Here is a 26,010-nt window from a genome sequence, read left to right as displayed (position 1 = left end):
CAGTCAGACTGCCTGCGGAACTCTGGTGATGCGCGGGAATCGCTCCCGAATTTCCGCCGGCGTGACAACCCTCGGGTCGAGAGGTTGCTCGTCACGCAGATGGCGCTCCAATACCTTGCCGGTCATCGGCGCAATGACTTTCAGAGCAGCGGTCATATTCTTCGGCGAACTACCCACACGCACCGCAGTTCGCACTGCCGGTGCAATTGCCTTGTCCAGCAACGCCGGTTGATCAAATCCACCCATGGTTCGCATCCAGCCCGGCAATGTCGCGATTGTTGCCGGCGCGACCAATCGACTGAAAGTCGCGAACTTCGTCTTTCCCTGCGCCCTGGGCGTTCTCAGCAGATAGTGCATCGCTCGGTCGGCGCGCTCGGACGTACACAGCCTCGGCCTGATCTCTGCAAAGTACTCACGTACCTCTTCGCGGGAGCGTGGAACGTCGGATGCCTTGCATGTCTGCAACTGTGCGGCAACTACACATTCCTCCCAGTACCGCTGCTCTTCGACGGCAGAAAGTGGACCCGGACCGTACATTTCGTAGCACTTGAGCACCGAATGCCAACCGGTCACATGGATCCAGAGTTGCGAGGCCGGATTGTTTGCACTGTAACGAGTTCCGGTGATCGGTTCGATGCCCGTGGCCTGAGCATGAACCGTCATGAGATGGTCGGACAAGGCCATCGCCGTCCGCCCGTCGGCGGTCGCGACAGTCAGGAAGTATGCCAGTGTTCGGTCGAGTCGCCCCGCTGGATCACTGTAGATACCACTCATATCTGCCACCGCCGCGGCAAGGAAGGGGTCGAAGTGCTCGAGCACCACCGACCGCTGGAAGCCGATCAATGCTGTCGGCGCGGCCCAGATCTTCCAACTGGGTGATCCAGGGCCGAAGAAGCCGTAATCCTCTCGCGGTCGATCCATAGCCAGTCCAGACATTCGAGGTCCCCTTCATCTCTGCCGCCCCACCAACCACCATTGAATACAACGCCACCGTAACAATTGCGGACGCCGAATACAACGGTTGCGTATTATTCACGAAGAAGTGGCAGGCAGATTAGGGTGGGAGCGGAGGTGAGGCACACGATGACCAGGTCACAGGCAGACACAACGGACACACCGCGACGCAAATACGCCCCTCGCATGGCGCCCGAGCAACGACGCGAACAGCTCCTCGACGCAGCATTCGAGGTCACCGGCCGCGTTGGCCTGCACAACCTCAGCATGGAATCCGTCGCTGCCGAAGCCGGCGTCGGCAAGCCTGTCCTCTACACGATTTTCGACACCAGGACCGATCTCGTCGCCGCACTCCTACGCCGCGAGCACGAGCGAGCCATCACTCAGGTGCTCGAAACCATGCCAACAGATCTGAGCGAGCTCGGCCCAGCGGCGTCATACACCGGGACCGTTGGCGCCTTCGTCGACGCCGTACTCGAGAACCCGACGCGCTGGCGCCTGATTCTGACGTCTGTCGAAAACGCCCCCAGCGAGTATCACGGCTTGCTGAAGCTCTCTCGCGGAGCTGTCTTCGCCCGCGCCGAAGAACTGGCCCGCGCCGGGATTGCCCTCGAACCGAAGCTCGAGGGCCTTGATCCGGTCCTACTCGCACACACGATGATGTCGTTTGCCGAAATGCTCGGACGGTTGGCCGTCAGCGACCCCGAAACGTATACCCGAGAACGACTTTCCGCCTTTGCCGTTGCGCTCGCTCAGTCGGTCGGGCGTTAGCAGACCACTGAAACCTGTCGGTCGGATCTGCTTCAATACACGCATGACATCACCATCGATCGAACCGCTGCAGCTCTTCGAAACATCTCCCGGAAACTGGTCACTGATGCTCACCGACCAGCACTTCGGCAAGGTGGCAGCGGTATTCGAGCAGGTAGAGGGCTTCGAAGGTTCCGGCTACGACTGGGCTTCGGTGGCCCATGCAGTGGTGGGTCGCGACGCACCACATCTTGAGGGCCGATTCGGCACCGATCCCGAAGCGGGCATGTTTGTTGCGTACGGCGGCGACCACGAAGCTCTTGGTGAACTCGGTGTGCTTCTCGCCAAGGCGTATTCGGATGCCGAGTACCTCGGCGGACTCGTCGCTATTTCCGAACTCGACTAGAACTCCCTATCGAAACGACATCGGCCCCACACCTAGGTGCGGGGCCGATACCGAACGAAAGATCTAGCCGACCAGCAGCTCGGCAATCTGAATCGTGTTGAGCGCGGCACCCTTACGCAGGTTGTCGCCCGAGACGAAGAGCGCGAGTCCGCGGCCTTCGGGGACACCCTCGTCCTGACGGATGCGACCGACCAGCGACGCGTTGCCACCGGCGGCGGCGAGCGGCGTCGGAACCTCGACCAGCTCGACGCCCGGAGCGTCGGCCAGCAGTTCCTTGGCGCGAGCAACCGAGAGCGGGTTGGCGAATTCCGCGTTGATCGCGAGCGAGTGCCCGGTCACGACGGGTACGCGCACGCAGGTGCCCGAAACCAACAGATCGGGAAGCCCGAGGATCTTGCGGCTCTCGTTGCGGAGCTTCTGATCCTCGTCGGTCTCGCCGCTGCCGTCGTCGACCAGCGAACCTGCCAGCGGCAGGACGTTGAACGCGATGGGGGCGACGTAGTTGTTCGGGGCCGGGAACTCGACAGCGCTGCCGTCGTGAACCAGCTTCTCGGCGTCACCGACAACGGCGCGCACCTGGCCGAGGAGTTCCTCGACGCCGGCGATGCCGCTACCGGACACAGCCTGGTAGCTGGAGACGATCAATCGCTGCAGACCGGCTTCGTCGTGCAGAACCTTGAGCACCGGCATCGCTGCCATGGTGGTGCAGTTCGGGTTCGCGATGATGCCCTTGACCAGGTTCTTCGCGTCCTGCGGGTTGACCTCGCTAACCACGAGGGGAACCTCGGGATCCTTGCGCCATGCGGAAGAGTTGTCGACAACCGTCGCACCGGCCGCGGCAAAGCGCGGAGCCTGCGCACGGGACAGCGTCGCACCGGCGGAGAAGAGGGCGATGTCGATGCCCTTCAGATCCTCGTCGGACGTTGCTGCGGCATCCTCGACAACGATCTCTTCGCCGCGGAACGTCAGCTTCTTACCGGCGGAGCGTGCCGATGCAAAGAACCGCACCTTGTCCGCGGGGAAGTTACGTTCTTCGAGCAGAGTGCGCATGACGATGCCGACCTGACCGGTCGCACCGACAACAGCGATTGTTGTCATCAGAAATTACCGTCCTGTTCCTGCGTGTACTACAGCTTCTTCGTCGCCGCCGAGACCGAAAGCGGCGTGGATAACGCGCACGGCGTCGTCGAGTTCGGTGTCCTTGACCAGCACGGAGATGCGGATCTCGGAGGTCGAGATGAGATCGATGTTGATGTCGGCCTTGGCCAGTGCCTCACAGAACGTGGCCGTGACGCCCGGGTGGCTCCGCATTCCGGCACCGACCAGGGAAACCTTGCCGATGTGGTCGTCGAACAAGATCTGTGTGAAGCCGATGTCTTCCTGACGCTTGGTCAGGATCTCGACGGCGCGGGGGCCGTCGGCGGTCGGCAGCGTGAAGGTGATGTCCGTCTTGTTGGTCTCCACCTTGGAGATGTTCTGCAGCACCATGTCGATGTTGATCTCGGCATCGGAGACAGCGCGGAACACCTTGGCAGCATGTCCCGGTGTGTCCGGCAATCCGACAACGGTGATCTTGGCTTCGCCGCGATCGTGCGCGACTCCGGTGATCAGGGCCTCTTCCACAGGAATGTCCTCCATCGATCCGGACACGATTGTTCCGGGCTTGGTGGTGTATGACGAACGGACGTGCACGGGCACGTTGTAACGACGGGCGTACTCGACGCACCGGAGCATGAGCACCTTGGCACCACACGCTGCGAGTTCGAGCATTTCCTCGAAGGAAACCGTCTCGAGGCGGTGAGCGTCGGGGACGATGCGCGGGTCGGCGGAGAAAACGCCGTCGACGTCGGTGTAGATCTCGCACACGTCGGCGTTGAGCGCAGCTGCCAACGCAACGGCGGTGGTGTCCGATCCACCGCGTCCGAGCGTCGTGATGTCCTTGCTGTCCTGGCTGACGCCTTGGAATCCGGCGACCAGAACGATCGAGCCTTCGTCGAGGGCGGTGCGAACACGGCCCGGCGTGACGTCGATGATCTTGGCGTTTCCGTGGCTGCCGGTCGTGATGACTCCGGCTTGTGAGCCCGAGAACGAACGAGCCTCAGCGCCGAGAGAATGAATTGCCATCGCTACCAAGGAGTTGGAGATGCGCTCACCCGAGGTCAGCAGCATGTCCATTTCACGGGCCGGCGGGGAAGGGCACACCTGCTGAGCCAGGTCGAGCAGCTCATCGGTGGTATCGCCCATCGCTGACACCACGACGACGACATCATTGCCGGCCTTCTTGGTCTCGACGATCCGTTCAGCGACTCGTCGGATGCGCTCGGCGGTTGCCACCGAGGATCCGCCGTACTTCTGGACGACGAGAGCCACGCGTTTCTACCTCCAGGTCGAAATTGTTTACAGATACCAGAGGTCGAGCTTACCGACGTGGTCCTGGGACTTCCCGACGCGTACTGACCTCGGCCCTTACCTCGGGTTCGGATTCACGCCGGATCAGTTGCGAGATCCCGTTTCGCATTGACGTCGCGGAACGTGAACCACCGGCAACGTAACCGACAACGGCGACGGCAACTCCGCAGGCGAGGAGGATGCGGATGCTGCTGACCAGTGAACTCGCGACGGTGTCGAACACTGCAACAGCCGCATCCGGGGACACGATGTCTTGATTGTGTAAATAATCCCGGCGCACGACAGTCAGCGCCAGGCCGCGGTGCTCAACGCACCGGTCACGATCAGGACACAGCAGAGTATCCATCGCGACACTCGGGTCACGGGCGATTGCCGCGAGTGGGCTTGATCTTGGCCGTGATGCGGTGGATACGGAGGTCGTCGGGAGGTATCCGGAAGGTCTCGTGCACATTGACCGTCATCAGATTCTTGCCGAACAACCCTGCGTCGAGGAGGTAGTCGGCTACGACATTATCGCCGTCGACGCTCCAGTCCACATCTCGGATCGCACGCACCAGACGAAACTGCGGACCGCCGGACAGGCTGCGCCGCAAGTGATTTCCCGAAAACCCGGTTTTGATCCCCGCCTCGTGTCGCACGGCATCCGGAGCCAGCGGTACTGAATTACCGTCGTGCGAGAGAAGCGCATCGAGGTATGCGCGCGCCACAGCAATTCGAGGATCATCCATGCGATCAGTCGATCATTTCGGAGCACGAAACAACAGCACCGTTCAACGACAATTTCGGCATGTCGCCGAGACCCCACCTCATTCGCCGACATTCCAGGAGTAGAGTGCAGTGCATGCAGCGCGCACTCCTTCTTGGTTGCCGCGACGGGGTCTGATCCAGACTGGCCTCCCGTCGCGGGGTTTTGTGTGCGCCGGTCGACCAAGCCTTCCGGACTTTCGGTCATGACCAACAGGTCATCAGGCCGGGTCCACAATCGTTGGAGATCACCCCATGTCCCCCGCTGACGCATTCACCACCGGCACTCGCATCATCACGCCTCCCACCAAGCCGGCACCGGCCGATCAGCCTGCGTGGAACACGCAGAAGAACTCGTCGATGCCCACGTTCCGTTACCGGCCATTCTCCGAAGAAGTCGAAACGGTCACGCTGCCGGACCGCACTTGGCCGGACAAAGTCATCGACCGCGCCCCGCAGTGGTGCGCGGTGGACCTGCGTGACGGCAACCAGGCCCTGATCGACCCGATGAGCCCGGCGCGTAAGCGTCGTATGTTCGATCTGCTCGTCCGGATGGGTTACAAGGAGATCGAGGTCGGCTTCCCGTCGGCAAGCCAGACGGACTTCGACTTCGTCCGCGAAATCATCGAAGACGGCGCAATCCCGTCCGATGTCACCATCCAGGTGCTGACGCAGTCGCGTCCCGAGCTGATCAAGCGCACGTTCGAGGCGTGTGAAGGCGCTGAGAACGCGATCGTGCACTTCTACAACTCCACCTCGATCCTGCAGCGTCGTGTCGTCTTCCGCGCCGACAAGGCCACGATCAAGAAGATCGCCACCGACGCCGCCGAACTGGTGCTCGCCGAGTCGAAGAAGTACCCGGACACCAACTGGCGCTGGGAGTACTCCCCCGAGTCCTACACCGGCACCGAGCTGGAGTACGCCAAGGAAGTATGTGACGCCGTCACCGAAACCCTGGGTGCCACGCCGGCAAACCCGGTGATCCTGAACCTGCCCGCGACGGTCGAGATGGCCACGCCCAACGTGTACGCCGACTCCATCGAGTGGATGCACCGCAACCTGGCTCGCCGCGACTCGGTCATCCTGTCGCTGCACCCCCACAACGACCGTGGCACCGGCGTCGCTGCAGCCGAGCTGGGCTACCAGGCCGGCGCCGACCGCATCGAAGGCTGCCTGTTCGGCAACGGCGAGCGCACCGGCAACGTCTGCCTGGTCACCCTCGCCCTGAACATGTTCACGCGTGGCGTCGACCCGCAGATCGACTTCTCGAACATCGACGAGATCCGTCGCACGGTCGAGTACTGCAACCAACTGCCCGTCCACGAGCGTCATCCGTACGGCGGCGACCTGGTCTACACCGCGTTCTCCGGCAGTCACCAGGACGCCATCAACAAGGGCCTCGACGCCATGAAGATCGACGCCGACGGCCAGAACGCCGACGTCGACGACATCGTGTGGCAGGTTCCGTACCTGCCCATCGACCCCAAGGACGTCGGCCGCAGCTACGAGGCCGTCATCCGCGTGAACTCGCAGTCCGGCAAGGGTGGCGTCGCGTACATCATGAAGGCCGATCACGGTCTGGTGCTGCCGCGTCGTCTGCAGATCGAGTTCTCGCAGTCCGTCCAGAAGATCACCGACGGCGAGGGCGGCGAGGTTTCGCCGAAGGAAATGTGGGACGTCTTCCACGAGGAGTACCTGGCTCCCGTCCGCCCGCTCGAGCGCATGAAGCAGAAGGTCACCGCGTCCGAGGAGGACGGTGGCACTGATGCGATCACCGCGATCGTAAAGGTGAACGGCAAGGAGCAGGAGATCTCGGGTACCGGTAACGGCCCGCTCGCGGCCTTTGTCGACGCTCTGGGAAGCATCAACTTCGACGTTCGCGTTCTCGATTACTCCGAGCACGCCATGTCCGCTGGTGACGACGCTCAGGCTGCCGCATACGTCGAGTGCGCCGTGACCGGCCCCGACGGTCAGAGCACCGTCGTCTGGGGCGTCGGTATCGCTACCTCGATTACGACGGCGTCGCTGCGAGCAGTGGTTTCGGCAGTTAACCGCGCTAGCTAGGACAACTGTCGAGTGTGGCTCCTATCCATTCGGATAGGAGCCACACTTGTCTGAACTTCACATCGATTTTCGATGAACGACGTACGTCCTGAATCGGATATCAAAGAATTCATTACCGTTATTTCATCCTTTGAGGATGATGCGGATGTGGTCACCGCGTGAGATAGTTCATCTCAGACAATTCCGACCTGCGAAATGGGGCTCGACATGGATTCCTTCTGGGATTTCCTCTGGGTGATACTCGTCAGTTTTGCGTTCGTCGCATACCTGATTCTGCTGTTCTCAATCATTACGGACCTGTTCCGCGACCACAAGACTTCAGGCTGGAAGAAGGCTATCTGGGTATTCTTCCTCTTCGTCATTCCCTGGCTCACGGCGCTCATCTACCTGATCGTCAAGAGCGACGGTATGGCTCAGCGCTCCATGGAGGCAGCGCACCAGGTCAAGCAGGCACAGGACAGCTACATTCGTGAGGTAGCGGGTAAGTCTCCCGCCGAGGCAATCGCAGACGCGAAGGCACTTCTCGACGCCGGCACCATTACCGAAGACGAATTCGCCTCCTTGAAGGCCAAGGCTCTGGCAGCCTGATTCATCTTCAGTTCAATTGCAGGTTGCACCATCAAAGCGGGAGCGGCACTAATCGTGTCGCTCCCGTTTTGTTTATTCTCCGACGGCCCGTGCAACGTCGCGGAACGCCGCGAGCACCACTGCGATCGCGGGACTTCGATCGGCGTGCAATCGCGTGGCCAATTCATAGACCCGGGCAGCACGCACACCGGCGATCGGTTTCCTCGACACTGCAGGATGTGTGATCGCGTGCCGCGGCATCAACGCCACTCCGTGTCCGGCGGCGACCAGCTCCTCGATAACCCGGAAATCGTTTATCCGATGTCCGACGCGAGGTTGCACACCGGTAACAGCCGCGACTGACATCAGTACGTCGTCGACCGGAAATCCTCCGCGCACACTGATCCAGTTCTCGTCCACCAACTGATCCAACCGAACCGAATCCTGCTTTGCCAGAGGATGATCCGGCCACAGCACCAAGTCGATGGGCTCACGCATCAGAGGCTGCACGCTCACCCGCGGAAACGACGTCTCCGCAGCGCGTTCGTCGCGATGGGTGAGGATCACGTCGTGATCGGCCAGAAGCCGCGGCACCGCAGACGCCGGCTGATCCACGTCGCACGCATCGATGTCGACGCCGGACCCTTCGAGTGCCGTCAACACCCTGGGCAGCAGCAGCGCCGCCCCGGACGGAAAGAACGCCACCCGCACCTTGCCTCGCGGCGAACCCCGGTACGACGCCATCTCCGCGTCCGCACGTTCGAGAGCGGCCACCACGTCGTCGGCGCGCAGCACCAACGCACGGCCGGCGTCGGTGAGTCTGAGTTTGCGCCCGTCCGGTTCCAGGAGCGGCACACCGGCCTCGCGGGCGAGGATCTTGAGCTGCTGCGAGACTGCGGACGGAGTCATGGAGAGGGCGTCGGCGGTGCTTCCGACCGTTCCTCTGTCCGCCAGCTCACGCAGCACTCTCAACCGGGTGGCATCCATGTAGAAAAACTACATTAATGGTCCATCTTTATTCGCTTGTCCTGATGCTTTACACAGCTCACGATTAACGACATGACTCCTCGCGACCGCCTTCTCGGATTGACCGTCGCGATCATGTGGGGATTGAACTTCCTGGCGATCCGGGTGGGACTCGACCACTTCCCGCCGTACTTCTTCGCCGCGCTGCGCTTTTTGCTCATCGCGATTCCCGTGATGATCTTCGTGCCGCGCCCTCAGGTTCCGGCGCGATGGCTGTTGCTCTACGGCTTCGGTTTCGGTTTCGGCCAATTCGTCTTCCTGTACTGGGCGATGCACACGGGTATGCCGACCGGTCTCGCCTCGTTGGTCCTGCAGTCGTCCGCTCCCTTCACTGTTCTGCTGGGCGCAGTTCTGTTGCGGGAGAAGCTCAGCGCGTGGCAGGTGTCCGGCATCGGTGTTGCCGTGGCGGGTATGGCCCTGATCGGATGGGATCGCTCGCACCAGGCCGCGTTGTTACCAGTGATCCTGACCCTGCTGGCCGGCTTGTCCTGGGCTTTCGGCAACCTCGGTAGCCGCCTCGCGGCCGCGGGTACCACCGGGGACCCAGCGCCCATGCGCCTGATGTTGTGGATGTGCGTCATTCCTCCGCTGCCGATGCTTGCCCTGTCCGCTGCCGTCGAAGGTCCGAGCACGGGCTGGGAGGCCCTCGGAACCTCGTTCAGTGCCGACGGGTGGCCGGCGCTGATCGGACTCGCGTACATCGTGTTGATCGGCACCATCGCCGGGTCGGGCATCTGGACCATCCTGATGGGACGCTATCCCGCAGGCACGGTCGCACCACTCTCGCTGCTCGTCCCGGTAGTGGGAATCGGCGCATCCTGGCTGTTCCTGCACGAAAATCCCAGCGCATTGTCACTGGTGGGAGCCGTAGTCGTGATCGCCGGGGCAAGCGCCGCCCAGATCCGACGCACCCCCAAGGCCGCTGTTCCGTCGAACACACCCGTACGACAAGCACCTGCACGACTCGAAGTCTGACGGCGCGCTGTGCCAAACTCGGGCCGTGGGAACTGGACTATCGATCACGACACGCGGAAAGCTCGCCCTGCGCGCTGCCGCCACAGCCTCCTGGGCATCGCAGAAAGCCGGCCGCGGCAAGGGCTCCATGATCGGTGGGCTCATCGCCCTCAAGATCGACCCGACGCTGATGACCCAACTCGGACGCGGGAAGCGAACCGTTGTCGTCACCGGCACCAACGGCAAGTCGACAACAACGCGCATGACGGCAGCGGCACTCGCGACGCTTGGTGACGTGGCAACACAGGCCGACGGCGCCAACATGGACGCCGGAATCGTCGCGGCACTGGCAAACCGGATGAACGCGCCGGTCGCGGCACTCGAAGTCGACGAACTTCACGTTCCCCATGTCGCCGACGCCGTGAACCCCGAAGTGATCGTGCTCCTGAATCTGAGCCGCGATCAGCTGGACCGCGTCGGCGAGATCAACATGATCGAACGCAAACTGCGGGCATGCGTCAATGCGCACCCGAATGCGGTCATCGTCGCCAACTGTGACGACGTGCTGGTCACCTCCGTGGCATACGACGCCCCCAACGTCGTGTGGGTTGCGGCCGGCGGCGGCTGGGCAAGCGATTCCGTCAGCTGCCCGCGCACCGGCGAACCCATCGTGTGGGAGGGAAAGCACTGGCGCAGTACCGGTTCGGACTTCGCGCGGCCCGAGCCGGCGTGGTGGCTCGACGACGACAATCTCTACGGCCCTGATGGCTTGAAGATTCCGATGACGCTGACGCTTCCCGGAAAAGCCAACCGCGGCAACGCAGCTCAGGCCGTCGCTGCTGCAGTGGCCTTGGGCGCGGATCCGGTCGGCGCAGTTGCCGCCGCGTCGACGGTCCAGGAAGTTGCCGGGCGATACAGCACCGTCCAGGTGGGCTCCCATTCCGTCCACATGCTCCTCGCGAAGAATCCCGCCGGCTGGCAGGAAGCACTGTCGATGATCGACCCTTCCGTCGACGGCTTGGTCATCGCCGTGAACGGGCAGGTCCCCGACGGCGAGGATCTCTCCTGGCTGTGGGACGTGAAGTTCGAACACTTCGAAGGCGTCAAGGTAGTCGCGGCGGGTGAGCGCGGAACCGACCTCGCGGTGCGCCTCACCTACGCCGGCGTCGAGCACACCCTGGAGCCGGATCCCTTGCGCGCCATTGCTTCCTGCCCGCCCGGTCGCGTCGAAGTTCTTGCCAACTACACGGCATTCCGCGATCTGAACACCGCAATCGCCAAGGAGACTCGCGATGTCTGATTCGACAGTGCGCATCGGGCTTGTCCTTCCCGACGTCATGGGCACCTACGGCGACGGCGGTAACGCCCTGATCCTGCGTCAGCGCCTGCGCATGCGCGGCTACGACGCCGAGATCGTCGACATCACGCTCAACGACCCGGTGCCGGATTCACTCGACGTCTACGCCCTCGGCGGTGCTGAGGATTCTGCGCAGCGCCTCGCTACCCGGCATCTCGCGAAATACCCCGGACTGCAGCGCGCAGCCGAACGCGGCGCACCCGTCCTCGCTATCTGCGCTGCCATCCAGGTTCTGGGAAACTGGTACGAAACCTCGAGCGGCGAGCGCGTCGACGGCGTGTCGATGCTCGACGTCACGACCGCACCGCAGGAAAAGCGCTCGATCGGTGAAGTCATCACGAAGCCTTTGATCAAGGGGCTCACCGCACCGCTCTCGGGTTTCGAAAACCATCGTGGTGGAACCACTCTCGGCGCCGACGCGTCCGGCTTCGCACGCGTCACGCACGGTGTCGGCAACGGTGTCGGCGACGGCCTGGAGGGCGTCACCCAGGGTTCCGTCATCGGCACGTACATGCACGGACCGGTCCTGGCCCGCAATCCCGAGTTGGCGGACCTGTTACTGATGCGCGCTCTGGGCGTGGACTCACTCGAGCCCCTGCACCTGCCCGAGGTCGATCAGCTTCGCAAGGAACGACTCTCGGTTCGCTGATCTGTAGAGTTGGAGCGCTTCTGCATCCCGGCACTTCTGCTTACCGCACCAGGGCGCCTGGAAACGTAAAGTCGACACGGACCGCCCGACCACGAACAGGACGCCAATGAGTACCCTGCAAACTCTGGATCGTGGGCTGCGTGCGCTCGACATCATTGCCCAGTTCCCGACCGGGATTTCGGTTGCGGACCTTGCTCGTGAGCTCGACGTGCACCGAGCCATCTGCTATCGCATCGTTTCGACACTCGAAGCACATTCGCTGATCGCTCGCATCGAGGATGGACGGATTCGTCTTGGTGTCGGAGCCGCGGTTCTCGGTTCTTGCTTCGAGCCACAGCTCAACCGGGACGGGCAGTCCCTACTCCACTCACTGGCAAACACCACGCGTGCAACCGCCTTCATATCCGTTGCGCAAGGCCAGGATTGCGTTGTACTGATGGTCGCCGAACCCGAAGACACTCTCATCCGAGTGGGATACAGAACCGGCACGCGACACCCCCTCGACAAGGGTGCTGCCGGTATCGCGATATTGGCCATGCGGCCCGACGCTGCGTCTGATTCCGAAGAGATCAAACGGGCACGCAGGGACGGATACAGCCTGACTGTGGGGCAACTCGAGCACGGTGCCATCGGCATTGCCTCCGGGATTGCACTGCCGGAGAACCTCGGATCGGCTACGAACCTCGAGCGCAGCGTCGGCGTTGTGGCGATCGACGGTCTCGACACCGAACTCGCTGCCCAAGCCGTGATGACCACAGCGCGAGAACTCGAACGCCTCATCTCTGCCTGATCGTTCCGTCGGGGAAATCTTCGCCCGACTGTGTTTTTCAGCCATCTTGACCTTTGAATGTGACCTCACTTACCCTGTGCGAAGTGCGCTCAAAGCACACTATGTGCGCTATTAGTAACTTCACAGTTCAGGACGGTTTATAGAGATGTCAGAAGTCATGAACGGATGCCCGATCGATCATGCGGCTCTTAACTCGGGATGTCCGGTATCCGGAAAGGCAGCCAGCTTCAATCCCTTCGGCGGCGACTACCAGGTGGACCCCGCTGCGTCGCTGCGCTGGTCCCGTGACGAGGAGCCCGTGTTCTTCAGTCCCGAGATCGGCTACTGGGTCGTCACTCGCTATTCGGACGTCAAGGCCGTCTTCCGCGACAACATCCTGTTCTCGCCGTCCATCGCACTGGAGAAGATCACCCCTGTCTCGGAGGAAGCCACCGCCACCCTCGCCAAATACGACTACGCGATGTCGCGCACCCTGGTGAACGAAGACGAGCCGGCGCACATGCCGCGTCGCCGCGCGTTGATGGATCCGTTCACGCCGGCGGAACTCGTGCACCACGAGCCGATGGTTCGGCGCCTCGTCCGCGAGTACGTCGACCGCTTCGTGAACTCAGGCAAGGTCGACCTCGTCGACGAAATGCTGTGGGAGGTCCCGCTCACCGTGGCGCTGCACTTCCTCGGCGTGCCGGAGGAGGACATGGACGACCTGCGCAAGTACTCGATCGCGCACACCGTCAACACCTGGGGCCGACCTGCACCCGAGGAACAGGTCGCGGTCGCCGAAGCCGTAGGCAAGTTCTGGCAGTACGCAGGCACGGTGCTCGAAAAGATGCGCAAGGATCCCTCCGGCCACGGCTGGATGCCCTACGGTCTCCGCGTTCAGAAGGAACAACCGGAGGTCGTCACCGACTCCTATCTGCACTCGATGATGATGGCGGGAATCGTTGCCGCTCATGAGACCACCGCCAACGCATCAGCCAACGCATTCCGCTTGCTGCTCGAAAACCGGAGCGTGTGGCAGGAGATCTGCGAGGATCCCAGTCTGATCCCGAACGCCGTCGAGGAGTGCCTGCGACACTCTGGCTCAGTTGCCGCGTGGCGCCGACTGGCCACTGCCGACACCCGAATCGGCGACATCGACATCCCGAAGGGCTCCAAGCTCCTGATCGTCACATCGTCCGCGAACCGCGACGACCGCCATTTCGAGAGCGGGGACGAGTTCGACATCCGTCGCGAGAACTCCAGCGATCACCTCACTTTCGGCTACGGCAGCCATCAGTGCATGGGCAAGAATCTGGCTCGCATGGAGATGCAGATCTTCCTCGAGGAGATCACCACACGACTCCCACACCTGGAACTCGTCCCCGATCAGGAGTTCACCTACCTACCGAACACCTCATTCAGAGGTCCGGATCATGTTTGGGTGCAGTGGAATCCGGACGCAAACCCTGAACTCCGCGATGCTTCGATTCTCCTGCGACGACAGCCCGTGAAGGTCGGCGAGCCGTCCAAGACCAATATCTCGCGCACGGTGCGAGTGGAGGCGATCACTCCCGCCGCCGACGGCGTGGTCACGGTGACCCTTTCCGATCCTTCCGGCAAAGCACTTCCGAAGTGGACGCCGGGCGCGCACATCGACATCGATCTCGGCGATCTGACGCGGCAGTACTCGCTGTGCGGCAACCCTGACGATCTGTCCCGCTACGAGATCGCCGTGCGCGAAGAGTCCGAAAGCCGGGGCGGCTCGCGCTACGTGCACCGCACTCTCGAAGCCGGAAACACACTCAAAATGCGTGGGCCCCGCAACCATTTCAAGCTCGATCCGGCTGCCGAGCGCTACGTCTTCGTGGCAGGCGGCATCGGTATCACGCCGATCGTGACAATGGCCGATCACGCCAAGGCCGCCGGCAAGGACTACGAGATCCATTACTGCGGACGCGATGTCGCCACGATGGCGATGCTCGACAGGCTGAATGCCGATCACAGCGACCACCTTGTCGTGCATTCCAGCGCCGCTGGCAACCGTCTCGACCTCGCGACAGTGTTCTCCACTGCGACGGCACACACTCAGATCTACTCCTGTGGTCCTGAACGACTGCTCTCCGCGCTCGAAGAGGCTACTGCGCACTGGCCGGAAGACTCGCTGCACGTCGAGCATTTCACCTCGACGCTCGCGACACTCGACCCGTCCAACGAGCACGCGTTCGAGGTCGAACTCCGCGACTCAGGTCTGACAATCCAGGTCGCTGCCGATCAGACCGTCCTCGACGCGTTGCGCGCCTCCAATATCGACATCCCCAGCGATTGCGAGGAAGGCCTGTGCGGTTCGTGCGAGGCCCCCGTACTCGACGGCGAGGTGGATCACCGAGACATGGTGCTCACGAAAACCGAACGCGCTCAGAATAAATCGATGATGACCTGCTGCTCGCGCGCCTGCGGACAGAAGATCACACTCGCGCTCTGACCCACATTTCCCCGTTTCTTCCCGACCCGAAAGGATCCTCATGGGATCACAGACAACCCAGGTCTCCGACCTGGAAGAGCCTCCCGTCAGCGACGCCGTTCCCCGCAGTAGTTTCAAGCGCGTACTGACCGGCAGCATGGCTGGTGCCGTTCTCGAGTGGTATGACTTCGCGATCTACGGCATCCTCGCCGCCACCGTACTGGGGCCGCTTTTCTTCCCGGGCGACAGCGGCGTTGCGAAGCTGCTGCTCGCACTCGCCACCCAAGGCCTGGGCTTCGTCGCCCGGCCGCTCGGCGGCATCGTATTCGGGCACCTTGGCGACAAGTACGGCCGCAAGCCGATGCTGGTGACCACCTTCATTCTGCTGGGTACGGCGACTGCCGCGATCGGATTGCTACCCACCTACGAACAGGTGGGCATCTGGGCCACTGTCGGGTTGGTGGTACTGCGCATGATCCAGGGCTTCGCGCTCGGCGGCGAGTTCGGGGCCGCAGTGCTGCTGGTCAGTGAGTACGGCGAACCCAAGCGTCGCGGTTTCTGGGCCTCGTGGCCGCAGGCCGGTGCTCCGATGGGTACGGTTCTGGCCACTGTCGTGGTCTCGATTCTCGTATTCGCAGTCCCGGACGAGGCGTTCGACCAGTGGGGTTGGCGCATCGCCTTCCTGTTCGCGATCCCGCTGCTCGCCATCGGCTTCTGGGTGCGTCGCGGCGTCGAGGAATCGCCTGTGTTCAAGGCCGCACAGGAGCAAGCCGCACAGGCTCCGCAGGAAGAACGCTCGAGCATTTTCGAAGCCTTGTCGCGACCGAGTGTGGTGCTCATCGGTCTCGGTATGCGCATCGGCGAAAACATCGCTTTCTACATCTATACGATCTTCGTTATCGCTTACGCCACCACATATTTCGACTTTGCGCGCGGCGATGTCATCATGGCCGTTACCTTCGCCTCGGTGTTCCAGTTCGTCGGCATGATCGGTGGCGGAGCGTGGTCCGACCGTGTCGGCCGCCGCATCGCAATGCTCGTGCCCGCTGTCGTCCTCATGATCTGGGCGCCGGTCTTCTTCTGGCTCGTGCAGCTCGAGAGTCTTCCGATGCTGTGGCTCGGTGTGTGCGTCGGCGCACTGTTCCACGGCATGCTCGCCGGCCCGGAAGCAGCCTGGATCACCGAGTTGTTCCCGACCCGCTACCGTTATGCCGGCTCCTCGCTGGTGTTCCAAGGCTCGTCGATCCTCGCCGGTGCACCCGCCCCGTTCATCGCCATCTGGCTCATCGAGAACCACGGCGTCGGCATGGTCGTGGGTTACCTGGTGATCACGATGTCGATCACTGTGATCGCCCTGTTGGCAAGCCGCGAGACCAAGGGAGTCGACCTCGACAAGGTCGAGTAGTCCCGGCAGCTGAAACTCCGAGGACGTCGAGAACGGCAACGAGGTCATTGGGCGGACCTTCTCCGACTCCCGTGTGGTGTCTGTAGAGACTCGGTTTGCAACGCATCGTCGGAAATCTGGATCTGTGCCTGGGATCTGGATTTTCGACGATGCGAGACTGAACCGACGGCCTTACTCTGGTCGTCATTTCGAGAACACGCCTCGCGATCAGTGCGCGGCAGAGTCCTTCGTTCCCTCGGTGAGAACCAACTCCACTGCCAGCAGTGCCGCGCAGGCCAGACCGGCCACCAATTCCGGGACGGCGGTGAAAGTACCGCCCAGGATCACCGCAATAGCGACGCCGAATGGCACGAGGGTTCGCGTAGACGAATCGTGCAATCGGATGTGAATGAACCACAGTGCTGCCAGGATGACGGCCACCGGCACCGTGACGGCCGCACCGGTCACCAACGCGCTGCCTTCGGCGTGGCCGGTCCAGTAGTCGACGCGGGAAGCCAGGCCGGCACCGATGGCAGCGGCGGAGGCAAAGATGAAGTAGTGCCCGAAACCCCAGACGAAGGGCGAGACGTTGTCGCCGCCGAGAGCGTCGCCGGCGTTTCGCTGGAAGTACAGCCACCACAGGCTGAAGACGATCAGGATTCCGCCGACCACGACGTACGCCACTTTGGCCGCCGGATGTTCACCGGACACCGCGTCCTGAATCGCGACGGTGGTGGACAGAATCGTTTCGCCGAGAACGATGATGAAGAACAGTGAGTACCGCTCGGCGATGTGGTGTGGATGCCAGGGCGTCATTCCCGGCTTCTCCGACCACACCGGCACGGCAAATTCGCACAGCACCAGGAACAGGAACGTCGGAACGTAGATCGCGGCCGGTACAAAGTAGAAGCCGATCCACCCGAGTTGAACGAGCACGATACCGAGGGCGTATCTTCGGGCGGTGAGTGCGTGTTCGGGATCGTTCCTCGACACTCGAACCCATTGAATCACCAGGGCTATTCGCATGATGACGTAGCCGAGAATGATCAGCAGAGGATCGTTGTCGAAGAAGCGCGGAATCCCGGCTGCCAGTACCAGCGCGCCCAGAATCTGGAAGATCGTCAGAAGTCGCGCAATGCCGTCGTCGTTGTCGTAGGCGGAGGCAAACCACGTGAAGTTGAGCCACGTCCACCAGATCGCGAAGAACGCCATCGCGAAGTGCCCGACACCCGTGGCCGCGTGCCCGTCACTGATCGCGTGGTGAAGGCCCGTGGCTGCCTGGGCAACTGCCACGACAAAGCACAGGTCCGTCAGCAGTTCGAGTGGTGTAGCTACTCGATGTGCCTCATGCGGATCACGGGGAACCAACGGCCGGATGAACGAATTGATACGACTCACGGTTCGCAGAGTAGCGCTCCGATAGCGGATGCGCTGGACCCACTCAGCGAGATTGTCCACTACAGCCGGGTTTGTCGTGATACGTGTAGAGGGAACAACTCCTGTCTGAGGTATTCCTGCGGCAGTGACAATCAGCCTGCGGGCTCAGTCGCGTAACGAGGTAGTTCTCCATGTCTATTGCACTTTCCGAAGACCAGCGCGCTCTTGCGCAGTCGGTTCGCAGTTACGTCTCACGAGCGGACCCACTCGCCGAGGCTCGCGAGAGTCTCGACAATCCGACGCACGAATTGCCGTCGGGGTGGTCGACTTTCGCCGAGCTTGGCTGGTTGGGCGTCCACCTGCCGGAGGAATACGGTGGCGCCGGGTTCGGCTTGCCTGAATTGTCCGTGGTGGTAGAAGAATTGGGATCCGCGGTCACTCCCGGGCCGCTGCTTCCGACGGTGTGGGCATCGGCGGTGATTGCCGCGGCAGGAGCTATCGAACAACAGGCCGAACTGCTTCCGGGCCTGATGGACGGAACCGTTGTCGCAGCAGTCGGAATCGCCGCGACAGCTACTCTCGTGGGCACCAGTGTCGAGATTGCCGAACCCGTCGAGGTTCTGTGCGCCGCGATGGCCGACATCCTTCTGGTCTCGATCGGCGAGGACGTTGTTGTACTACGGCGCGAACAGGTACAGATCACCGGAGCTCCGACGCTCGATCCGACGCGCCCGCTCTCTGCGGTGACCACAAACGGTAGCGTCGACGCCGTTGCGGTTCTGCCCGGCGCGAGTGCCAACGCAGTGTCGATCGGACGCACCCTGGCGGCTGCCGAAGCCGCGGGCGTGATCACCGCGGCCACGAACCTGGCTGTCGAATATGCCAAGGCCCGCTTTGCTTTCGGCCGCGCAATCGGCTCCTTCCAGTCGGTAAAGCACATCCTTGCCAACATGCTCGTGGACCGCGAAATGTCGACCGCTGCAGCGTGGGATGCGGCCCAGGCAGCCTCCGACAACAAGGATCAGAGCGCCCTCGCCGCAGCTGTTGCCGTGGTGACCGCCCTCCCCGCCGCCATGCGGGTAGCCCAGAAGTGCATCCAGGTGCACGGCGGAATCGGCTACACGTGGGAGCACGACGCCCACCTGTATCTGCGTCGCGCGGGCGCATTGAACGCCTCCTTCTCCCCCGTTGTCGCCCGAGCCGATATCGCCGACGCCACCGCCGCCGGCATCCGACGCGAATCGAGCATCGAACTGCCCGCCGAGGCCGACGAGTACCGCACGCAGGCTCGGGCTTTCGTCAAAGAAGCCGTCGCCGCACCCGCTGATCAGCTTCGACGCCTACTCGTCGACTCGGGTTATGCCGTTCCCCATTGGCCGAAGCCGTGGGGCCGGGGTGCAGGTGCCATCGAGCAGTTGGTTCTGGAAGAGGAACTGTCGGCACTCGAGTTGCCGCAGTACGGAATCGGCGAATGGGTCCTCCTCACCGTTGTCGGACACGGCACGGCGGAACAACACGAACGCTTTGTCGACGCCAGCCTCATGGGCACCGTGAAATGGTGCCAGCTGTTCAGCGAACCCGGCGCCGGTTCCGACGCAGCAGGCATCACTACCAGGGCTCGGCGCGTCGACGGCGGCTGGATTGTCAACGGCCAGAAGACCTGGACCAGCGGCGGCGTGACCTCCACGCACGGCATGGCAACTGTTCGCACCGACCCGGAGGCGCGAAAGCACAAGGGCATCACCATGATGCTGATCGACATGTCTGCGCCAGGAGTGCAGGTGCGTCCCATCAAGCAGATCACCGGTGATTCTCATTTCTCCGAGGTTTTCCTCGACGACGTGTTTGTTCCCGATGCCGATGTGCTCGGTGAAGTCAACGGCGGCTGGGGAGTTGCGCGGTCCGCACTCGGAAACGAGCGTGTCACCATCGGCCGAGAGCGACTCGGTCTGGGCGTCACCTACAGTATCCACGATCTGTTCACCGTGGTGCGCGAACAGAACTCGGGCATGGATGACACGGTGGCCGACCTGGTTGCCGAGGATCTGGCGCTGCGGGCATTGACCACCCGAATTGCGGAACTCGCGGTGCTCGGCGCAGGACCGGGCCCCGAGGGCGCGGTCCTGAAACTCGTCGGCAGCGAACACGGTCAGCGACTCGCCGACGCCGGACTGCTGCTCTCCGGCTTCCTGCCCGCAGGCAGCGAACTGAAAATACCTGTCCATCACAGTTTTCTGGAAGTGCGCTTCCAGACCATCGCCGGTGGTACGTCGGAAATCCTCCGCAACCAGATCGGCGAACTCATTCTCGGACTACCCAGGGAGCCAGCTCTTGCCTAACTCAGTTGATACCTCGCTCACCGGCCGCACCGCTGTCGTCACCGGCGCCGGAGCCGGCTTGGGCCGCACCGAAGCACTCGCGTTGGCCTCTCGCGGTGCCAGTGTCGTGGTCAACGACATCGGTTCTGCTGCAGACGATGTCGTGCGCGAAATCGAAGCTCTCGGATCCCGGGCTATTGCGGTGACCGGCGACGTCAGCGACTGGTCGCTGGGAGATCGCCTGGTGGAAGCCGCGGTCGATACCTTCGGCAGCTTGGACATCGTGGTCAACAACGCCGGAATCACCCGCGACGCGATGCTCTTCAACATGACCGAGAAGCAGTGGGACGACGTCATCGCGATTCACCTCAAAGGCCATGCGGCGCTCTCCCGCTCGGCTGCGGTGCATTGGCGCGCCGCGGGCAAGGCCGCTGGTGGCCCGGTATACGGACGCGTCATCAACACGGCGTCCGAAGCGTTTCTGCTCGGCGGTGCTGGTCAAGCCAATTACGCTGCCGCCAAAGCGGGCATCGTTGCACTGACGCTGTCCACCTCACGTGGACTGGCGAAGTACGGCGTCACCGCCAACGCGATCTGCCCACGTGCCCGCACCGAGATGACGGCAGGCGTCTTTGCCGACGGTGAACCGGATACGGGACTCGACATCATGGCACCCGAACGCGTTGCCACCTTCGTCTCTTTCCTGGCAACTCCGGCAGCACAGACGATCAACGGCCAGGTGTTTGTCGTCTACGGCGACATGGTGGCGTTGATGGCCCCGCCCACCGTGCAACAGAAGTTTGTTGCCGCGGACGGGGTCTTCACAGTAGAAGAGTTCGCAGATCAGCTGGTGCCCTATGTCGCTGAACTACCTGCGGGACAAACCTATTCCGCGAGCAGCATCATCGAACTGGATACAACTGGCACCTAACCACTGTGCGCCTTTGTTAACCGCCCGCGGTTAACAAAGGCGCACAGCACGCTAGCTCGGCAACATCGCCAATCGGCCGTGTGCGCGAAATTCCGCTTCTATGGCGTCTCGGCCACCGTCGTCGAGTAAGACGTACTCACGCGTTCGTCCCACCCTGGTGTACACGGAATCGTCTGTGGCCCAAGCTGCGCGCCGTAGCGGCGTCTTGTTGACCTTGTTGCTTCCGGTCAGGGGCAACCGATCGATGACCCGAACGAATCGTGGCCACCACTTTGCGCCCATGTCCGGCTGCTCGTCGAGGAAATCACCGAAGCTCTTGGGGTCGAAGCTCACGCCGTCTTCCATCTCGACCACAACCATGACCTGGTCACCGGTCCGCGGGTCCGGAACGGCGAAGATCGGGGCGGCAGCCACTCCCGGAACCCGTTGCAAGACACGCTCAACCGGCGCGGCGGAGAAGTTCTCGCTGTCCACGCGCAACCAGTCGGAAGACCGTCCGGCAAAGTAGAAGTAGCCGTCGCTGTCGCGGTAGGCCAGGTCGCCGGACCAGAAATCGGCGCCCTTGACTCGATCCGCCATCGCCCCGGGGTTCTTGTAGTACCCCTCGAACGTGTGAGCCAAGCCGATTGCCACCATCTCACCGATCGCCTCGGCGTTGACCAGACGACCGTCGCTGTCGAATTCCGCAGGCGGGCATTCGATACCCGTCGCTTCGTCGAGAACCCGGATGTCGAGACCGTTCTGCGGAATACCCAGAGAGTCCCGGGGCGTCTGCGGTGTGCGCCCGATCCGGAACACCCCTTCGCTGAGCCCGTAGCCCTCCATCACGGTGCATCCGTACCGCTCGGAGAATCGTCGGACGTCGGTTTCCGACGCCTCGGTGCCGAAGGCCAACTCCAGGGTGCTCTGCGCATCCCGGGGATCTTCGGGGCTGCTCAACGTGTACGACAGTGCCCGACCGACATAGTTGACGTACGTGACGCCGTAGCGGTGGATATCCGGACCGAACTTGCTGGCCGAGAACTTCCTTGTCATGGCAACCGTCGCGCCGACGCACATCGCCGGAGCCAGGTTCAACATCACCGCGTTGCCGTGGAAGAGCGGCATGCACAGGTAGGTCACGGAATCGCGGCGCAGCGATACCCGATCGACCATGGCAGCTGTCAAGCGTGCCAGCCGTCCCTGTCCGACGATCACGGCCTTCGGTGCACCCGTCGAACCGGAACTGAAGAGCAGCAGCGCTTTTTCTTCCGGTGTCGGCACAGTCTCGGGTAGTGCTGCTCCGCGGAACGGCGCCAGGAAGTCGGCGTACTCGGGGCTGTCGATGTTCAGGATGCGCTCGGGTGGCAGACCGTGGCCCGTGCCGTCGACGAGATGTGCCAAGGCGTTCTCGGTGATAACGACGTCCACGTCTCCGTGGCTGATGTCATGTGCCAGCTCCGCGCCACTGCGACTGGCGTTGATACCGACAACGGCCGCGCCGGCCAAAGGTCCGGCGCCCAGCCAGAATACGAAGTCCGGAACATTCTCGAGCAGGATGCCCACGTGGATCTGACGGTCGCCTGGTTGCGGCACCAACGACGTCAATGCCGCTGCACGATCGGCACTTTCCTGCACCACCTCACGCCACGACCACGAGTTGTCTTCGTATCGAAGTCCAACTTTGTCGTCCTCGGCGCGGCTTCGAATGATTTCTGCGTACGTATCCACGTCACTCCTTACTTCAGTAGTTCAGCCGGCACCGGGGCGGGCGGGTTGAAGGTGAGATAGTCCCCGGGGAAGCCGTCCTCGTCGAGGTCGTCTGGCTGCCAGCCGGCGAGCAGACCACTGCCGTCGAGCGCATGTACGGAACGACCGAACTCTTTGAGCAGGGGCAGACTGTATGCGACACGGCCGGTTACCTCGGACGGTTCAGCAGTGCAGAGCAGGAGTGCCGCTTCGGCCATCGTGTCCTCGGGTTCGGACGGCCATCCCGGAACCGCTGCGGCAGCGTGCTCGGTTGCGACGCCACGGTTGGGCGCAAGCGAATTCACCGCAATGTTGTCGCTGTACAGCTCCATCGCGGATCCCGTGCTGATCCGGTCCATCATCGCCTTCGTTCCGCCGTACAGAACTGATCCGGCCAGCGGATGCGGCGCAAAAGGCGGCCCGACGCGTGGCCCGGCCTGCCGGGACGAGATGTTGACGATCCACCCCGCGCCGTTCCCGCGCATGCTCGGGATAACCGCCTTCATCAGGTCCCAGGTGTTCCACACGTTCGTTTCGACGGAGTCGTAGAACCACTCTCGCGGCATGTCCGCAAACAGTGTCTCGTAGCGCCGCGACGCAGCCACGTTGTTGACGAGGATGCTCACCGGTCGTCCGAAGCTGTCCTCGATCCGCGCGATCAGTGCGGCGCGATCGAGTTCAGGAGTCCCCAGATCGACGGCAAAGCTTTTCGCGGTTCCTCCTGCCGCATTGATCAATCCGACGGTTTCCTCGAGCGAGCCTTGCAGGCTTCCGTCGCCGGCACGCAATGTGCGCGAGACCGCCGCGACCGGTATCCCTTCTGCTGCAATGCGTCTCGCAATCGCCCGGCCGATTCCCCGGCTGGCTCCCGTGACGACCGCGAGGCCTGTGAATCTGGTGCTGTCATTCGTCATGCGTTACACCTTCCATTTCCCCGACCACCGTGTCGGGCTGGGTTCCTTGACGCGTCCGCTACCGCAGAACTTGCGGCAGAGGACCAAGTTGTACAAGCTGACGGCCGCGGTTCCGGCCGGTCAGTACGTTTTCCAACGCCTGCGGGGCATTCTCCAACCCGTCTACGACGTCCTCGCGATAACGCAACCGCCTTGCGTCGAGTTGTTCGATTGCCCACTCGCGGTAGCGCGGATAGTGCTCGTAATGGTCGTACACCACAAAGCCTTGAATTTTCAGTCGCTTGCGAAGAACCGGGCGCAGTGGTGGCCCGAAGTCGGCTTCGGCGCCGTTGTACTCACTTGCCATGCCGCACACCACAACCTGACCGAAGTCGTTGAGCTGCTCGAACACCGCGGCCAGCGTCTCACCGCCGACATTGTCGAAATACAGGTCGACGCCATCCGGGCAGGTCCTCGCCAGTCCCGCAGCGATCGTCTCGTCGGTCCGATCGATGCAGTCTGCAAAACCGAGTTCGTTCACGACGTAGGCGACCTTGTCACCACTTGCGATGCCGACGACGCGGGCGCCGGCCAGCGCAGCCAATTGTCCGGCCACCATCCCGACGGCGCCGCCCGCAGCCGAGATCACCACCGTCATACCGGCTTCGAGCGTCGACGCGAAGTGCAGTCCGCAGTACGCCACAAATCCCGGCCTACCGAGTACTCCCAGTTCCGCTTCCAGTCGAAATCCCGGACGTGGCTCCAACAAGTCCAGGTGCTCGCCTCGGACCGTGTGAAAGACCTGCCACGTATTTCCGCCACGAACCAGGTCCCCTGGCACAAAATCCGGGTGGCGTGACGTGACAACCTCACCAACCAACGCACCGTCGAGGCCTGCCTGCGGAGGGCTCACCCCTGCCAGCACGATGTCGCCGATCCCGGCCACCGCTCCGAGCGGTCCTGGGCGTCCGTCAGCGGACGGTAGGCGCCGCCTGGCGCTGGGATCGATCGCCAGATAGCAAGCCCGGAACAACACCTCACCGTCTTGCGGCTGCTGAATGGAAGCCTTCTCGACCGAAAAGTCTTCCGCCTGTGGAAGACCCTGTGGTGCGCGCAGGACGCGCACCGCCAGGTTCTCCCCCGTGGTCATACAGGTGCGCCGATCGAAGCACCCTTCTCCAGAACATTGCCCAGTTCCATGCCGATCGCGCCCGCGCTTCCCAGGGAGAAGGCGATCTGACGCCCCCACAGGAAGTAGCGATGGATCGGGTAGTCGACATCAGCGCCGATACCGCCGTGCAGATGCTGGGTTGCGTGAACAACTCGGAGTCCACCGCGCGATGCCCACCACTTGGCCACCAGTGCAGCAGCTTCCGCTTCACTCTCCACTCCGGTGTCCATCAGCCAGGCCGCGCGTTGCGCGGTCAGTCGGATGCTCTCGGTATCGAGATACGCGTCGGCGGCCCGGACGGATACAGCCTGGTTGGTGGAGATGGGTCGACCGAACTGGATACGCTCCGAGGTGTACTTTGCTGCCATGGCCAGCGCTTCTTCGCACACACCAACAGCCAAGGCTGCCAGAGCAACCCGAGCTCGACGCAGCGTCCACTCGTAGATGGCCGCGCCGTCGCCAGGCAGAACGTCAGCGGCGCTGACGGTGGCCCCGTCGAACTGCACAGTGCTGTTACTTTCACGGTTTGTCACGCTCAACGTGGTGCGCGAAAGACGATCGGTGCGCACTATCATCACGCTGGTTCCGCCGTCGGGCATCGCCACCGGAACAACCACAGCGTCGGCAACGTCAGCAGCGGACACCGAATCGACGGTTCCGCGCAGCGTCCATCCGTCACCCGTCACCTCGGCCTGCACGGGCAGGTTGGCACCGTGTCCGATGTCGAACGCGCCGGTGACAATCACGGAACCGTCGAGCAGTCCTGGAAGCCACGACGCTTTCTGCTCTTCGCTGCCGAACTCTGCGATCGGCAGCGCCGCCGTTGCGACGACCGACCACAGCGGTACCTGGGCAACGCGTCGACCCTGCTGCTCGAGAACTGCAGCGAGCCCAAGCATTCCGAGCCCCGCGCCGCCCACCTCTTCGGGCAGGGCGATTCCCAGAACGTCGGAATCGGCCAGCACCTTCCACAGGTCGGCGTCGAAGCCGCCTGCACTCTCCACCGTACGTAGTCGGTCGACTCCGGACTTCGCAGCAAAGATCGATTCACTCAGATCCCGCACCGCGGACAGATTGTCGTCGAATTCGAATTCCATG

At 62.7% G+C, this 26,010-nt stretch carries 23 protein-coding genes; 12 read left to right on the top strand and 11 right to left on the bottom strand.

All coding sequences use genetic code 11. From position 1 onward, the window contains the following. Nucleotides 1–3 precede the first annotated feature (3 nt). Entirely contained in the window at nucleotides 4–936 is a 933-nt protein-coding gene (locus tag FEZ60_RS29265) for an oxygenase MpaB family protein (protein ID WP_095887727.1), read from the bottom strand. A gap of 147 nt (nucleotides 937–1,083) precedes the next feature. On the opposite strand from FEZ60_RS29265, the gene FEZ60_RS29260 reads away from it, so the two are divergent. Then, nucleotides 1,084–1,725 carry a TetR/AcrR family transcriptional regulator gene (locus tag FEZ60_RS29260; RefSeq protein ID WP_172937701.1) on the top strand — a complete coding sequence of 214 codons (642 nt, stop codon included), beginning with the start codon at nucleotides 1,084–1,086 and terminating at the stop codon, nucleotides 1,723–1,725. A 43-nt stretch (nucleotides 1,726–1,768) separates the two neighbouring features. Then, nucleotides 1,769–2,110: an Imm51 family immunity protein gene (locus FEZ60_RS29255; RefSeq protein WP_033235895.1), complete on the top strand. Its 342-nt coding sequence runs from the start codon at nucleotides 1,769–1,771 to the stop codon at nucleotides 2,108–2,110. Between the two features lie 63 nt (nucleotides 2,111–2,173). On the opposite strand, the gene FEZ60_RS29250 is transcribed toward FEZ60_RS29255, so the two are convergent. The 4 genes from FEZ60_RS29250 to FEZ60_RS29235 form a co-directional block, all read right to left on the bottom strand. Then, a complete protein-coding gene (locus FEZ60_RS29250) occupies nucleotides 2,174–3,208 on the bottom strand; it encodes an aspartate-semialdehyde dehydrogenase (RefSeq protein WP_045066523.1) in 1,035 nt (344 codons plus the stop codon). 6 nt (nucleotides 3,209–3,214) lie between these two features. After that, a complete protein-coding gene (locus tag FEZ60_RS29245; RefSeq protein ID WP_019746567.1) occupies nucleotides 3,215–4,480 on the bottom strand; it encodes an aspartate kinase in 1,266 nt (421 codons plus the stop codon). Between the two features lie 49 nt (nucleotides 4,481–4,529). After that, on the bottom strand, nucleotides 4,530–4,766 hold the full coding sequence (locus FEZ60_RS29240) for a hypothetical protein (protein WP_233364838.1): 237 nt from the start codon (nucleotides 4,764–4,766) through the stop codon (nucleotides 4,530–4,532). A gap of 112 nt (nucleotides 4,767–4,878) precedes the next feature. Continuing rightward, nucleotides 4,879–5,247, bottom strand: coding sequence for a hypothetical protein (locus tag FEZ60_RS29235; RefSeq protein ID WP_172937700.1), 369 nt, complete (start codon nucleotides 5,245–5,247; stop codon nucleotides 4,879–4,881). 271 nt (nucleotides 5,248–5,518) lie between these two features. Between FEZ60_RS29235 and leuA the strand changes: the two genes are divergently transcribed. After that, nucleotides 5,519–7,327: a 2-isopropylmalate synthase gene (gene leuA, locus FEZ60_RS29230; protein ID WP_033235892.1), complete on the top strand. Its 1,809-nt coding sequence runs from the start codon at nucleotides 5,519–5,521 to the stop codon at nucleotides 7,325–7,327. A 207-nt stretch (nucleotides 7,328–7,534) separates the two neighbouring features. Continuing rightward, nucleotides 7,535–7,915 (top strand): PLDc N-terminal domain-containing protein, encoded by a 381-nt coding sequence (locus FEZ60_RS29225; RefSeq protein WP_033235891.1) that lies wholly within the window; start codon nucleotides 7,535–7,537, stop codon nucleotides 7,913–7,915. A gap of 72 nt (nucleotides 7,916–7,987) precedes the next feature. Here the strand turns inward: FEZ60_RS29225 and FEZ60_RS29220 are convergent, their stop codons facing one another. Next, the gene (locus FEZ60_RS29220; protein ID WP_172937699.1) at nucleotides 7,988–8,881 is read right to left on the bottom strand and encodes a LysR family transcriptional regulator; all 894 of its coding nucleotides are present in this window, start codon (nucleotides 8,879–8,881) and stop codon (nucleotides 7,988–7,990) included. A 72-nt stretch (nucleotides 8,882–8,953) separates the two neighbouring features. On the opposite strand from FEZ60_RS29220, the gene FEZ60_RS29215 reads away from it, so the two are divergent. From FEZ60_RS29215 to FEZ60_RS29190, 6 genes are all read left to right on the top strand, one after another. Then, nucleotides 8,954–9,895, top strand: a complete 942-nt coding sequence (locus FEZ60_RS29215; RefSeq protein ID WP_033235889.1) for an EamA family transporter — start codon at nucleotides 8,954–8,956, stop codon at nucleotides 9,893–9,895. Nucleotides 9,896–9,920: 25 nt separating this feature from the next. Further along, the gene (locus FEZ60_RS29210) at nucleotides 9,921–11,174 is read left to right on the top strand and encodes a Mur ligase family protein (RefSeq protein ID WP_045066517.1); all 1,254 of its coding nucleotides are present in this window, start codon (nucleotides 9,921–9,923) and stop codon (nucleotides 11,172–11,174) included. After that, nucleotides 11,167–11,880 (top strand): glutamine amidotransferase, encoded by a 714-nt coding sequence (locus FEZ60_RS29205; protein WP_033235887.1) that lies wholly within the window; start codon nucleotides 11,167–11,169, stop codon nucleotides 11,878–11,880. The genes FEZ60_RS29210 and FEZ60_RS29205 overlap by 8 nt, the downstream gene beginning before the upstream one ends. 106 nt (nucleotides 11,881–11,986) lie before the next feature. After that, nucleotides 11,987–12,670 (top strand): helix-turn-helix domain-containing protein, encoded by a 684-nt coding sequence (locus tag FEZ60_RS29200; RefSeq protein WP_095887721.1) that lies wholly within the window; start codon nucleotides 11,987–11,989, stop codon nucleotides 12,668–12,670. A gap of 157 nt (nucleotides 12,671–12,827) precedes the next feature. Continuing rightward, on the top strand, nucleotides 12,828–15,131 hold the full coding sequence (locus FEZ60_RS29195) for a cytochrome P450/oxidoreductase (RefSeq protein ID WP_172937727.1): 2,304 nt from the start codon (nucleotides 12,828–12,830) through the stop codon (nucleotides 15,129–15,131). Between the two features lie 40 nt (nucleotides 15,132–15,171). Continuing rightward, entirely contained in the window at nucleotides 15,172–16,515 is a 1,344-nt protein-coding gene (locus tag FEZ60_RS29190) for an MFS transporter (RefSeq protein WP_092805804.1), read from the top strand. A gap of 207 nt (nucleotides 16,516–16,722) precedes the next feature. Here FEZ60_RS29190 and FEZ60_RS29185 read toward each other — a convergent pair whose 3' ends face one another. Continuing rightward, complete coding sequence (locus FEZ60_RS29185; protein ID WP_172937698.1) at nucleotides 16,723–17,892, bottom strand: low temperature requirement protein A; 1,170 nt, start codon at nucleotides 17,890–17,892, stop codon at nucleotides 16,723–16,725. Nucleotides 17,893–18,062: 170 nt separating this feature from the next. On the opposite strand from FEZ60_RS29185, the gene FEZ60_RS29180 reads away from it, so the two are divergent. Beyond that, nucleotides 18,063–20,210 (top strand): acyl-CoA dehydrogenase, encoded by a 2,148-nt coding sequence (locus FEZ60_RS29180; RefSeq protein ID WP_172937697.1) that lies wholly within the window; start codon nucleotides 18,063–18,065, stop codon nucleotides 20,208–20,210. After that, entirely contained in the window at nucleotides 20,203–21,120 is a 918-nt protein-coding gene (locus FEZ60_RS29175; protein WP_033235883.1) for a 3-oxoacyl-ACP reductase, read from the top strand. The genes FEZ60_RS29180 and FEZ60_RS29175 overlap by 8 nt, the downstream gene beginning before the upstream one ends. Before the next feature lie 51 nt (nucleotides 21,121–21,171). Here the strand turns inward: FEZ60_RS29175 and FEZ60_RS29170 are convergent, their stop codons facing one another. The 4 genes from FEZ60_RS29170 to FEZ60_RS29155 are packed head-to-tail and all read right to left on the bottom strand — an operon-like array spanning nucleotide 21,172 to nucleotide 26,009. Next, complete coding sequence (locus tag FEZ60_RS29170) at nucleotides 21,172–22,830, bottom strand: AMP-binding protein (RefSeq protein ID WP_116103759.1); 1,659 nt, start codon at nucleotides 22,828–22,830, stop codon at nucleotides 21,172–21,174. A gap of 8 nt (nucleotides 22,831–22,838) precedes the next feature. Continuing rightward, a complete protein-coding gene (locus tag FEZ60_RS29165) occupies nucleotides 22,839–23,762 on the bottom strand; it encodes an SDR family NAD(P)-dependent oxidoreductase (RefSeq protein ID WP_116103761.1) in 924 nt (307 codons plus the stop codon). 58 nt (nucleotides 23,763–23,820) lie between these two features. Next, nucleotides 23,821–24,891, bottom strand: a complete 1,071-nt coding sequence (locus tag FEZ60_RS29160; RefSeq protein WP_051730655.1) for an NADP-dependent oxidoreductase — start codon at nucleotides 24,889–24,891, stop codon at nucleotides 23,821–23,823. Next, nucleotides 24,888–26,009, bottom strand: coding sequence for an acyl-CoA dehydrogenase family protein (locus FEZ60_RS29155; RefSeq protein ID WP_116103762.1), 1,122 nt, complete (start codon nucleotides 26,007–26,009; stop codon nucleotides 24,888–24,890). Before FEZ60_RS29155 ends, FEZ60_RS29160 begins: the two co-directional genes overlap by 4 nt. Between the last annotated feature and the right edge of the window lies 1 nt (nucleotide 26,010).

It is taken from the genome of Rhodococcus sp. MS16, assembly GCF_013277795.1.
In the GTDB taxonomy this organism is placed as follows: Bacteria; Actinomycetota; Actinomycetes; order Mycobacteriales; family Mycobacteriaceae; genus Rhodococcus_F; species Rhodococcus_F globerula.
The sequence above is the reverse complement of the archived record's forward strand: the minus strand, read 5'-3'. Positions and strand labels throughout refer to the sequence as shown.

Coding starts and splice junctions, on each gene's coding strand:
- FEZ60_RS29265 (WP_095887727.1), bottom strand. CDS start 936: ATGTCTGGACTGGCTATGGATCGACCGCGAGAGGATTACGGCTTCTTC.
- FEZ60_RS29260 (WP_172937701.1), top strand. CDS start 1,084: ATGACCAGGTCACAGGCAGACACAACGGACACACCGCGACGCAAATAC.
- FEZ60_RS29225 (WP_033235891.1), top strand. CDS start 7,535: ATGGATTCCTTCTGGGATTTCCTCTGGGTGATACTCGTCAGTTTTGCG.
- FEZ60_RS29160 (WP_051730655.1), bottom strand. CDS start 24,891: ATGACCACGGGGGAGAACCTGGCGGTGCGCGTCCTGCGCGCACCACAG.
- FEZ60_RS29250 (WP_045066523.1), bottom strand. CDS start 3,208: ATGACAACAATCGCTGTTGTCGGTGCGACCGGTCAGGTCGGCATCGTC.
- FEZ60_RS29155 (WP_116103762.1), bottom strand. CDS start 26,009: ATGGAATTCGAATTCGACGACAATCTGTCCGCGGTGCGGGATCTGAGT.
- FEZ60_RS29190 (WP_092805804.1), top strand. CDS start 15,172: ATGGGATCACAGACAACCCAGGTCTCCGACCTGGAAGAGCCTCCCGTC.
- FEZ60_RS29180 (WP_172937697.1), top strand. CDS start 18,063: ATGTCTATTGCACTTTCCGAAGACCAGCGCGCTCTTGCGCAGTCGGTT.
- FEZ60_RS29220 (WP_172937699.1), bottom strand. CDS start 8,881: ATGGATGCCACCCGGTTGAGAGTGCTGCGTGAGCTGGCGGACAGAGGA.
- FEZ60_RS29255 (WP_033235895.1), top strand. CDS start 1,769: ATGACATCACCATCGATCGAACCGCTGCAGCTCTTCGAAACATCTCCC.
- FEZ60_RS29200 (WP_095887721.1), top strand. CDS start 11,987: ATGAGTACCCTGCAAACTCTGGATCGTGGGCTGCGTGCGCTCGACATC.
- FEZ60_RS29215 (WP_033235889.1), top strand. CDS start 8,954: ATGACTCCTCGCGACCGCCTTCTCGGATTGACCGTCGCGATCATGTGG.
- FEZ60_RS29205 (WP_033235887.1), top strand. CDS start 11,167: ATGTCTGATTCGACAGTGCGCATCGGGCTTGTCCTTCCCGACGTCATG.
- leuA (WP_033235892.1), top strand. CDS start 5,519: ATGTCCCCCGCTGACGCATTCACCACCGGCACTCGCATCATCACGCCT.
- FEZ60_RS29165 (WP_116103761.1), bottom strand. CDS start 23,762: ATGACGAATGACAGCACCAGATTCACAGGCCTCGCGGTCGTCACGGGA.
- FEZ60_RS29195 (WP_172937727.1), top strand. CDS start 12,828: ATGAACGGATGCCCGATCGATCATGCGGCTCTTAACTCGGGATGTCCG.
- FEZ60_RS29235 (WP_172937700.1), bottom strand. CDS start 5,247: ATGGATGATCCTCGAATTGCTGTGGCGCGCGCATACCTCGATGCGCTT.